The sequence below is a fragment of the Lysinibacillus telephonicus genome, from assembly GCF_003966145.1.
In the GTDB taxonomy this organism is placed as follows: domain Bacteria; phylum Bacillota; class Bacilli; order Bacillales_A; family Planococcaceae; genus Ureibacillus; species Ureibacillus telephonicus.
This window is the reverse complement of sequence record NZ_RXNR01000098.1, coordinates 1-11,357: the sequence shown is the minus strand read 5'-3', so window position 1 is coordinate 11,357 and position 11,357 is coordinate 1. Positions and strand designations below refer to the sequence as shown.

The window sequence follows — 11,357 nt, the reverse complement described above, 5'->3', positions numbered from 1 at the left end:
TTTATAATCATTATCGTTACACAAAAAAATTAAACGGCTTAAGCCCTTTAGAATTCCGAGCTCAAGCCGCTTAAAATCTTTTTATTATTTATACTGTCTACTTGACGGGGAGCAGTTCAAATATCTGAACAGTCCTTTTATTTATTTAGCATTAAAAGGGTTAAGGTGATGATTCAGTCGCAAAATATCTTGTCGGTCGTACCCTTCACTAAAATAACTTCGAATAAAATTCGCAAATTGTTCCGTCGCTGCGCTTTTGAATCGATTTTCTAAATAAGCTAAACCTATTTCCCGCTTACAATCCTCCCCATCAACATTAATAATATGAACTTTATATTGATCAAGTCCTTTAATATGTGGTATTAAAGAAACCCCTAAACCACTTTCAACCAACCCTGCAACTGTATGAACCTCTTCCCCCTCAAATGCAACATTCAATTTAAATCCTTCTCTTTTAAACAATTCATCTACAGTTTTACGTAATGAATTGCCTTTTTTAATTGAAATAAATGGATCATTTGCAAAGTCTACTACCTTTGCATTTTTTCTCTTACTTAATGGATGGCCTTCTGGCACAATTAAAAATAATTTGTCATCCCAAAGCTTTTCCCAAATAACGTCACCATTAGTATCTAATGAGGAGATTAAACATAAATCTAGCTCCCCCAGTTCGAGTTTTTTTAAAATGGAGCTAGAATTGCTTTGAGTTAGTTGAAACTTCATATGTGGGTATACTTTCTTGACATTTGTCATGAGGGATGGAATTACTTCAAGCCCCAATGTATGCATAAAGCCAATTGACACTTCACCATGACCCGGAGACACTAAATTTGCAAGATCTTCCCTTGCACGTTCATATTCTTTTAAAATAAAATCTGCTCTCTCTAAAAAAAATTTACCATATCTGTTTAATTTTATAGCACGTCCTTGCCGATCAAATAAATCGACACCAAGAGACTGCTCTAATAATGAAATCGATTTGCTTAATGCAGGTTGTGTTATATGCAATTCTTCAGCAGCACGTGACATATTCTCATACTTTGCTACTACCTTAAAATATTGCAATGAATTAAAATCCATTTAACGTTCTCCCTTATTACTTTTATTTATAAGACAGATAAAAACAATGAATTATCATTATATAGGTCTTTTTATTATAATAAAGTTACTAATGAAGTTCAAAAAGATGTAAAAATTTAAAGAGGCGAAATCATCATGAGCTATTTACAAAGAGGTACGAAGCAATTTAAATTAGCTAACCTTGCTTTATTTGCAGCCGGGTTTATTACATTTGCTAATCTTTATATAACACAGCCATTATTCCCACAGTTTTCCGAACAGTATAATGTATCCCCCGCAGTCGCGAGTCTTTCGCTTTCTTTATCAACAGTAGCTTTGTCTATTAGTCTAATATTGTTTGGTTCCTTATCCGAGGCATGGGGCCGAAAACGGTTAATGACGTTTTCTATTTTTGCAGCATCCATTTTAACCGTTGCACTTGCCTTTTCTCCATCCTTTGAAATGCTATTATTGTTGCGTATTGCCCAAGGGTTTGTATTTGCCGGCGTTCCAGCAATTGCAATGGCATATTTAGGTGAAGAAGTCGAGCCCTCTAGTTTAGGTGTAGCGATGGGGCTTTACATTAGCGGCAACTCTGTTGGAGGTCTAGCTGGTCGAATTATTATGGGAACAATGACAGATTTTTTTGGCTGGCAAGTTGGCATGATCACGATCGGATTACTAAGTTTGGCAGTTAGTGCTTACTTTGTTTGGGCATTGCCTTCATCAAAAAATTTCATAGCAAGACAGCTTAATCTTAAAGCATTAACGAAATCGCTATTTTTCCATTTAAAGGATCCAGGTTTAATTTGTTTATTTGGTGTAGCTTTTACACTTATGGGAGGATTTGTCGCACTCTACAATTATATCGGCTATAAGCTATTAGGTTCACCGTATAATTTAAGTCCTGGTGTAGTTGGTTGGATCTTTATCGTCTATTTAGTAGGAACATTCAGCTCTACTTGGTTCGGTAGTCTTTCAGATAAATTTGGTCGACAAAAGGTACTGCTTACCGGCATCTGCATTATGTTTACAGGTGCTTTGCTCACTTTACCAGTAAACCTATTTATTAAGATTATCGGCATAGTAATTTTTACATTCGGTTTTTTCGGTTCACATTCAATTGCAAGCGGATGGGTAAGCTTCCGCGCTAAAAAAGATAAAGCGCAAGCCTCCTCCCTCTACTTATTTGCCTACTATTTTGGCTCTAGTGTCGGCGGTACAACTGCTGGTTTTTTCTGGTCAAGCTGGGGTTGGAACGGTGTAATCGCTTTTATTAGTGCTTTTTTGATTACTTCCTTTACACTAGCTGTTACACTTATAGTATTAAATCGGAAAACTGAAACACTCGAAAACCACTTACAATATTAGTTGGAAAAGAGGGATTAGATGAAAGTTTATGACTTTGATGTACTTACAGAAAATGGTGAGAGCTATTCCTTAAAGCGTTATGAAGGGAAAGTGCTCCTAATTGTAAATACTGCTTCAAAATGCGGTTTTACAAACCAATTTGATGAATTAGAGAAGCTCTATAAAAAGTATAAAGAGCAAGGACTTGTTATTCTTGGTTTTCCTTCAGATCAATTTAAACAAGAGTTAAGTTCTGGCGTTGAAGCAGCTGAAGCTTGTCGACTCACTTACGGTGTTACTTTCCCAATGCATGAAATCATCAAAGTAAATGGAGAAAATGCCCACCCTTTATTCAATTACTTAACAGAAGAAACAAAGGGTCTATTCGGGAAAAAAGTGAAATGGAACTTTACGAAGTTTTTAGTAGACAGAGATGGAAACGCAGTTAAACGGTTTGCCCCCGCCGACAAGCCTTTTAAATTTGAAGATGAAATTCAAAAATATCTATAAAAAAGACGCAATAAGTAATGTACCCCAATTGTTAGATACAAAGCCTAACAATTGGGGTTTTTTTAATAAATAATCATTAAACAATAAATTTGTATAAGCTATGTTTCATCAGTACTGAGCATTTTCCCTTGCTTTAAATAAAACCATTCAAAACTTCATGCGCTTTTTTATCTAGGTTAATGCCCTTTTCTTCCTCTGTAGGATTGTTTGCGATGCGCTGTAGTTCATCTTCCAACGCTATTTTCACAAAGAACGGCACGTTAGGAACTAAGAGCTGTAAACATGCTGCCTTTAAATCCACAGACTCTTCAAGATTTCCAAAAACATCAAAAAGGAATGGTGTTATTTCTGTTGGGAATCGAAGCATTACTTCAGCAATTTGATTTGTTAATGAAATTTTTCCATCCTTTAACAATTGAAAAAGCTGTAAAAGATGAGGTTCAGCGTTGTCGCTTGTTAATGTTAAATGATTCAATATTTTTTCAGCCTCGATCATATGTTTCTCCTCAAACTGCTTTCGTAAGATATATTTCATCTAAAAATGTTTCAATCATTTTCGTACCAGTTTTCGTACCAATTGATTCAGGGTGAAATTGCAACCCATAAGTTGGATACTGTTTATGCTGAACAGCCATAATTTCCCCATCATCACTTGAAGTTGCGATAACTTCTAAATCCTCATGCAATGTTAAAGGATCTATTACAAGTGAATGATAACGCATTACTGAAAGATCCTCATTCAAATGTTTAAATAAACTTTTTTGTTTATAGTCCAAGTTTGAAAGTTTACCATGCATGATGTTTTCCGCACGGACAATTTTGCCTCCAAATGCTTCGCCAATCGATTGATGGCCCAAGCAAATTCCAAGAATCGGAAATTCTTTATATAATTCTTTAACTACAGACACCGTAATACCCGCTTCAGAAGGGGTGCCCGGCCCAGGTGAAAGAACAATAGCTTCAGGATTTAAATTGCGTATATCATGAATTGTTAATGCATCATTTCTTACTACACTAACTTCTTTTCCTAAACCTGAAATTTGTTGATATAAATTGTATGTGAATGAATCGTAATTATCGATAAGTAAAATCATCTTTGTACCTCCAATAGTGCTTTTGCTTTATTTAGCGTTTCTTCATATTCTGATTGTGCAACGGAATCATAAACAATTCCAGCACCAGCTTGAACATACGCTTTCGAATCTTTTACAATCATTGTCCGTATTGCTAAGGCAAGGTCCATATTGCCATTGATAGAAATATAGCCGATTGCGCCGGCATAAACTCCACGTTTTGATTGTTCGAGATCATTAATAATTTGCATCGCACGTATTTTTGGTGCACCTGACACAGTTCCTGCAGGTAAGCAAGAAGTTAGCACATCAATTACATGAACATCTTCACGCAATTCACCGATTACTTCTGAAACAATATGCATTACATGCTTATATCGCTCGATTATCATGTATTTGCTTACATTTACAGACCCTATTTTACTCACGCGACCGATATCATTTCGTCCTAGATCTACAAGCATACGATGTTCTGCCACTTCTTTTTCATCTTTTAAAAGCTGCGCTTCAAGCTGTAAATCCTCTTCTATGGAATTGCCTCGAGGCTTTGTTCCTGCAATAGGATTTGTTGTAACCATTCGATCTTTAACCTTCACTAAGCTCTCCGGAGAAGTTCCTAAAATTGTGTAATCATCAAATTCAACATAAAACATATATGGTGATGGATTTGAAGTACGCAATTTTCTATACAGCGCAAATGGATTACCAGTAAAATTCGCTTTAAAGCGCTGTGACAGTACTACTTGAAAAATATCTCCTCTTTCAATGTGCTGCTTTGCCCTTTCAACCATTTGGATAAACTGTTCTTTCTCTATTGATGGTTCAAATTGTATAGAAATTGGCTGATCCTCTGTAAAGGTTATGCCCGTTTTTATTTCCTTCTCAAGTTTGCTAACTGCATTTTTCATTTCATCTTCAGTACGGCCTGTTTGAAATAAATCAATTGCTGCTATAAATACTTTTTGTAGTAGATGGTCAAATACAATAAACGTATCATAAAAATAAACATGCACATCTGGCATATTTAGTTCATCTTGCAATGAATCTCCTATTTTTTCATTGTAAAAAGCTGTATCATAACCAAAATAACCTATTGCTCCTCCAAAAAACGAAAATGGGTATTGCCCATTTTGAATCTGTATCATATCACGTAATTTTTTTAATACAGAACCTTGTTCAAATTTGAGCTCACTATTCTCATACTGATAGTAGAATTGATTATTGTCCCCTTTTAACTCTGCAATTGGATTTACCGCAATAAATGAGTATCTACCACTTTCTTCGTGTTTTGCGGACGATTCAAATAGTACCTTATGTTTCCCTTTTAAACTCCCAAAAATAGATATTGGGGTCATCATGTCTCCTTGCAACTCATGAATGACGAATTTTTTCACTTCAACAGTCATCTCAACTCTCTCCTTCTCATCTCAACTCTTCTATGCACCTAAGAATACGCTAACCCCCCCCCATAACTGCTCATCGTTGAAAATACCGCTTCGTACTCTCGACATAACTCACATTATTTAAGCCCTAAAAGTAATACCCGAATCGATAAGACTTCCAGCATTCCATTGGACGCAAATCCACTTCGAGGGACTTTGATAGCGTAATCTAGAAATATAAAAAAGGCCTTCCATCACAAAAGGACGGAAAAGCCGTGGTGCCACCTTCATTGACTAAATCTCAAAATACAATTGCTCTTCTGTTGTTAGCTAACATAAGAACATACGATTTAGTCCACTCAACTGTTGTAACGTAAACAAACGCTAGTACCTACTAATCTTTCAATACTAGAGCTAGAAAACCCATTCATATTATGTCATGCACTAGCTTACACCAACCGCCAGTTCTCTTTGCCACTTCATAATACTACTCTTTTTCATCATCGCTTCGTATTCGATTACAATCATTTTATTATAAATTTTTCTGCTATTCAAACAATTTCGCAAAAAACTTATTTATAATCTATTTAAAAAGCTAGCCTTCGCCACATATATGTGACAAAGGCTAACTAATTAACATAATGTCTATTCAAATTATATTCAATTACTCCAAAGCATATCTCATCACTGAATTAATTATTTAAATCATAACGTTGACCCTTTTTTAAATATAAAAGATACTCTGCTATATTTGTCGCATGGTCTGCACAGCGTTCAATGTGTCGACTTACGAAGGATAAATAAGTAATTTGTGAAATGCTTTCAGGCACAACTGAGCTTAATCGCATTAAATGAGTAATCATACTACCGTACATCTCATCTATTTGATCATCAAGCTCTGCAACTTCTTTTGCCTTTGCTATATTTTCCTCTAGAAAAGCTTCTACAATTTGTCTTAACATTGTTGTAGTTTTAAAAAACATATCTTCGAGTAGTTCAACTGAAGTAATAAATCGTTCTTTTCCAATATGAATGGTTTCCTTTGAGATATTTACTGCGTAATCTCCTACACGTTCCATATCTGCTGCAGCCTTTAATAGTACAACAAGCCGACGCAAATCAGTAGCAACCGGCTGTTGTCTAGTCATTAGCTTTATAACACGATCATTAATGGATTCTTCCATACGATTTATTTCGACATCTCGATTAATAATTTCTTGCGCCTTTTCGATATCTTTTTCAATTAATGCAGCAAATGAGTCTTCTAGATTTTGGATACTACAATCACAAAGAATAAGAAAATCTTTTTGCAGTTCATCAATTTCATGATCAAAACGGTCACGAATTCCCATATGCTTCCATCCCTTCTTATCCGAAGCGGCCAGATATATAATCTTCTGTACGTTGGTCAGTTGGGGTTGAGAAAATTTTATCCGTATTATCAAATTCTACAACTTCACCATTCAAGAAAAAGGCAGTTTTATCAGAAATACGAGCTGCTTGCTGCATGTTATGTGTAACAATTACAATTGAATAATTATCTTTTAACTCTTGAACAAGTTCTTCCACTTTTAAAGTAGAAATTGGATCTAGAGCAGATGTTGGTTCATCCATTAAAATAACATCAGGTTCGATTGCAAGACAGCGTGCTATACAGATACGTTGTTGTTGACCACCAGATAAACCGTATGCATTTTGGTTTAAACGGTCTTTTACCTCATCCCAAATTGCTGCTCCACGTAACGATTTTTCTACAATCTCATCAAGGATTTTTTTATTTTTAATCCCATGAATTCTCGGACCGTATGCAATATTATCGTAAATTGATTTTGGGAATGGATTTGGTTTTTGGAACACCATCCCAACACGTGTACGCAATTCTTCAACCTCATATGATGCATCAAAAATATTGCGTCCACGATAAATAATTTCACCTGTTGTTCTTGCAGAAGGTACAAGCTCTACCATACGATTTAATGCTTTAATGTAAGTAGATTTACCACATCCAGAAGGTCCGATAATAGCAGAAACCTCATTTTCTTTAATACTTAAATTAATATCTTTTAATGCATGATGGTCTCCATACCATAGATCGAAATTTTTCGTTTCGAATACAGTGCTTTTTTCTATTGAAGGTGAAGCCTCACGATCAACTTGTGAAGGAGATTTTATAATTAATTTTTCATTTTCATTTTTAGTCTTTAGATCTACCACGTTTTACACACCCTTAATATCGTTTTTGGAATTTATTGCGAATAGTTATCGCAATAGAGTTCATAATCACAAGGAAAATCATCAGTACAATAATACCTGCAGCTGCAACATACTGAAATTCTTCTTGTGGTCGTTTCGCCCAATCAAAAATTTGCAATGGCAGTGTTGTAAATTGACTTAACAAACCATCAGGCAAGAATTGTAATATTACTGGAATACCTAATACAACGAGTGGTGCTGTTTCACCTACTGCACGGGATAGAGCCAAAATACTTCCTGTTAAAATCCCTGGTATTGCAGACGGTAATACAACTCTTGTGATAGTTTGCCATTTTGTAGCACCCATACCATAAGAAGCTTCTCTTTGCTCTTTTGGGACTGCACGAATAGCTTCTTGAGCAGCAACAATAATAACTGGCAAAATTAATAAGCTCATCGTAAAGCCAGCAGCTAAAATACTTTTTCCTAGTGCAAACATACGAACGAAAATCGTTAACCCTAGTAATCCAAAAGCTATCGATGGTACACCTGCTAAATTCGAAATATTCATTTGAATAAAATCTGTAATTTTATTTTTCTTTGCATATTCTTCTAAATAAATCGCAGTTCCAACACCAATAAACATGGATACCGGAGCGATAACAAGCATTAGATAGAACGAACCAACTAATGCAGCTTTTATTCCTGCTTTTTCAGGGAAACGGGAACCAAAATTATTTAAGAAGTCCCAGTTTAAATAGCCAGTACCTTGTGAAATGATACGAATTAATAACAGTACTAAAGCAAGCAATGCCAATGATGTTGCAAATAAGAAAATCATTTTCCAGATTTTATTTAGATTTAATCTTGTCTTCATACGCTTCATTACTACAGTATTATTTATATATTTCATCTTAATACTCCTCCCTGAAGCGCTTCGAAATGTATTGTGCTAATAGATTCATTAATAATGTGAAAATAAATAATGTAAAACCTACTGCATAAATAGAATAATAAATTGTTGTACCGTAACCTGCATCTCCTGATGATACTTGAACGATATATGCAGTCATCGTTTGAATCGAATCAGTTACATTAAAGTCAAATCTTGGTGTAGCTCCTCCAGCTAGGGATACAATCATTGTTTCACCAATTGCACGTGAAACTGCTAAAACAACAGATGAAATAATCCCTGATAAAGCTGCAGGCAACACGACTTTTAAAGATACTTCTAATTTTGTCGCACCTAAAGCTAACGCCCCTTCACGAATTGAATTCGGAACTGAACTCATCGCATCTTCTGATAAAGATGCAACCATTGGTAAAATCATAATACCAACTACAATCCCTGGGCTCAGTGCATTGAATATTTTCAGCGACGGTATCAATTGTTGTAATATTGGTGTAATGAAAGTTAAAGCGAAAAATCCATAAACGATTGTTGGCACACCTGCTAAAACTTCCAATATTGGTTTAATGATACGACGTGCTTTATCTGATGCATATTCACTTAAGTAAATTGCCGCAGCAATCCCTAATGGTACTGCAACAAGTGCTGCGATTACCGAAACTTTTAATGTACCTAGTACTAAAGGTAAAATACCATATGTTGGTTCATTACCTGAGAAAGGCATCCATTCGGTTCCGAAAATGTAATCGGTAATTGATACCCTCTGAAAAAATTCAAACGTTTCAAAAATTAGCGTGAAAACAATGCCAATTGTTGTGAAAACTGAAATTAAAGCAGTAATAATTAACAATATCGGCATAGATTTTTCTATAATTTTTTTTCCTTTTTTATTGCGAGATTGTGCAATCAATTGTTGTACTGATTGACCCTTCTCTAAACCATGAGAAGCCATAATACAAACTCCCTTCAATATACGTGAGAAAAGACTAAAGTGCTAGGTTAGCCCCGTTAAGCGCTGAACGGCAATAGTACCACTCCCTGTGGCAATACCGCATTAGCACATCCTTGTTTTTCGGTGAATCTTAATGTGTACAGTTGACATTGACACACTATGGATATCCCGAAACAACCTCGAGGGGACGAGCGCTTTAGTCTAGACATTTTAGAAAATGTGTGAAGCACCCACCAATTTTATGAGGTATGGGCCCCACACATATATTTACTTGATGTAACTACTTGATGTTATGAATTATTTTAATCCTTCTAAAGTTGTTAAACCTTCTTGATACTTTTCATCTGGTAATTTTACATAACCAACAGCTTCAGCCATTGCACCTGCGTTTTCTAATGTGTATTTCATGAAATCATAGAATGCTTCATTTTCTTTTAACGCACTATTTTTTGCATATACGAATAATGGGCGAGAAAGTGGAGTATACTCTCCAGACTCAATAGTTTCGTTAGTTGGGGCAACACCGTCTACTGATACAGCAGTTAATTTATCTTGGTTTTCTAAGTAGTATGCATAACCGAAGAAACCAATAGCATTTTTATCAGCAGCAACACCTTGAACTAACACATTGTCATCTTCTGATAATGTTGCAGATTTAACTAATGCTTCGCCTTCTAAAATAACTTCATCGAAGTAATCGTAAGTACCTGAGTCAGTACCTGGTGAGTAGAATACGATTTCTTCATCTGGCCAAGATGGGTCGATATCAGACCATTTTTTAGTGCTGCCATCTTCAATCCAAATTTGTTTTAATTGATCTACTGTTAATTCAGTAGCCCAGTCATTTTCTGGGTTAACAACTACTGTTAAACCGTCGAATGCAACTTGAAATTCTGTATAATCAATTCCAGCTTCTTCTAATTTAGCTTTTTCTTCTTCTTTAATTGGACGTGAAGCATTTGAGAAGTCAGTTTCTCCAGCGATAAATTTCTCGAAACCACCGCCTGTACCTGATACACCAACTGATACTTGTACTCCTGATTGAACAGCTCCGTATTCCTCAACAAGAGCTTCTGTGATAGGTGCTACAGTTGATGAACCATCACCTGAAACGGAACCAGTTAATTGTGCTTCGCCAGTATCTGCTGGCTCATTTGCTTCGCTACCAGTTGTTGTGCCTTGTTCTGTCTCTGTCTCTGTTTCTGAACCACAAGCTCCTAATAGTAAAGCTGAGCCTAGAGCCGCTGTCATAGTTAAGTACTTCCACTTTTTCATCTCTTATTTCCTCCATCACTTTCATAGTAAGTTTGTCTTACATGTAAAACTATAATAGTAGTTTGTTGACGTCATATAAACGAATTGTAAAGAGATTGTAAATAGTTGTTTTCTATTGTAAATGGATGAGAATTATAGATTGTATAGAATTAGATCGTCCCCTTAAACTTTGAACAACTCTTTTGTGACAAGAATAATTTGAACTTCAAAATTTAATTACTGCAGGAGTTATAGTTTTAAGAATATATTAAAAAGAAAATAGAGAAGTTGTTCAGAAAATCTATTTTCTAAACAAACTCCTCAAAATTCATCACATATTTACAAAGTTCTTCACACTACTTTGTACCCATGGCATCTACTTGCCCTCCAAAAGTACATGCCAACCTAGTAACTCCTTTAGGTGACAATTTTATTCTTAACTTAGCTCGATCGGTATTTTCTGTCAAATTGACCATACCTGATGCTTAGCCTTTCGTTTTCGAAACAGAGTTTACTTTCTGATAAGCATTTTAAAATAATTTGACTGGTGCTACTAAATATGGTTCTATGTCAAATGTTGGGGTGAAGTGATATTACACGGCACCCCGATTATCCTAAATGAATCCCAATTTTCTTAGATAAATTATTTAATAAAATTTTCGCTTTAAAGTGTT

Annotated in this window: 11 protein-coding genes and 1 other annotated feature; of the genes, 2 read left to right on the top strand and 9 right to left on the bottom strand. The window is 35.4% G+C overall.

Annotation, left to right across the window (positions count from 1 at the left end):
• Positions 1-141: 141 nt before the first annotated feature.
• Entirely contained in the window at positions 142-1,080 is a 939-nt protein-coding gene (locus EKG35_RS19295; protein WP_126296170.1) for a LysR family transcriptional regulator, read from the bottom strand.
• A gap of 135 nt (positions 1,081-1,215) precedes the next feature.
• Between EKG35_RS19295 and EKG35_RS19290 the strand changes: the two genes are divergently transcribed.
• Both EKG35_RS19290 and EKG35_RS19285 read left to right on the top strand, forming a co-directional pair.
• Entirely contained in the window at positions 1,216-2,430 is a 1,215-nt protein-coding gene (locus EKG35_RS19290; RefSeq protein WP_126296169.1) for an MFS transporter, read from the top strand.
• A gap of 18 nt (positions 2,431-2,448) precedes the next feature.
• On the top strand, positions 2,449-2,919 hold the full coding sequence (locus EKG35_RS19285; RefSeq protein ID WP_126296168.1) for a glutathione peroxidase: 471 nt from the start codon (positions 2,449-2,451) through the stop codon (positions 2,917-2,919).
• 133 nt (positions 2,920-3,052) lie between these two features.
• On the opposite strand, the gene EKG35_RS19280 is transcribed toward EKG35_RS19285, so the two are convergent.
• The 8 genes from EKG35_RS19280 to EKG35_RS19245 form a co-directional block, all read right to left on the bottom strand.
• A complete protein-coding gene (locus tag EKG35_RS19280; RefSeq protein ID WP_185807828.1) occupies positions 3,053-3,415 on the bottom strand; it encodes a DUF5071 domain-containing protein in 363 nt (120 codons plus the stop codon).
• Positions 3,416-3,425: 10 nt separating this feature from the next.
• Positions 3,426-4,013 carry an aminodeoxychorismate/anthranilate synthase component II gene (locus EKG35_RS19275; RefSeq protein ID WP_126296166.1) on the bottom strand — a complete coding sequence of 196 codons (588 nt, stop codon included), beginning with the start codon at positions 4,011-4,013 and terminating at the stop codon, positions 3,426-3,428.
• Positions 4,010-5,398 (bottom strand): anthranilate synthase component I, encoded by a 1,389-nt coding sequence (trpE, locus tag EKG35_RS19270; protein WP_126296165.1) that lies wholly within the window; start codon positions 5,396-5,398, stop codon positions 4,010-4,012. Before trpE ends, EKG35_RS19275 begins: the two co-directional genes overlap by 4 nt.
• Positions 5,399-5,631: 233 nt before the next feature.
• Positions 5,632-5,887 (bottom strand) — a binding site (T-box leader).
• Between the two features lie 179 nt (positions 5,888-6,066).
• The gene (gene phoU, locus EKG35_RS19265; protein WP_126296164.1) at positions 6,067-6,726 is read right to left on the bottom strand and encodes a phosphate signaling complex protein PhoU; all 660 of its coding nucleotides are present in this window, start codon (positions 6,724-6,726) and stop codon (positions 6,067-6,069) included.
• A 16-nt stretch (positions 6,727-6,742) separates the two neighbouring features.
• On the bottom strand, positions 6,743-7,549 hold the full coding sequence (gene pstB, locus EKG35_RS19260) for a phosphate ABC transporter ATP-binding protein PstB (protein ID WP_221766342.1): 807 nt from the start codon (positions 7,547-7,549) through the stop codon (positions 6,743-6,745).
• A 52-nt stretch (positions 7,550-7,601) separates the two neighbouring features.
• Positions 7,602-8,480, bottom strand: a complete 879-nt coding sequence (pstA, locus tag EKG35_RS19255; RefSeq protein WP_126296162.1) for a phosphate ABC transporter permease PstA — start codon at positions 8,478-8,480, stop codon at positions 7,602-7,604.
• Position 8,481: 1 nt separating this feature from the next.
• A complete protein-coding gene (gene pstC, locus EKG35_RS19250; RefSeq protein WP_126296161.1) occupies positions 8,482-9,429 on the bottom strand; it encodes a phosphate ABC transporter permease subunit PstC in 948 nt (315 codons plus the stop codon).
• A gap of 297 nt (positions 9,430-9,726) precedes the next feature.
• Entirely contained in the window at positions 9,727-10,704 is a 978-nt protein-coding gene (locus tag EKG35_RS19245; protein ID WP_126296160.1) for a PstS family phosphate ABC transporter substrate-binding protein, read from the bottom strand.
• Positions 10,705-11,357: the final 653 nt, after the last annotated feature.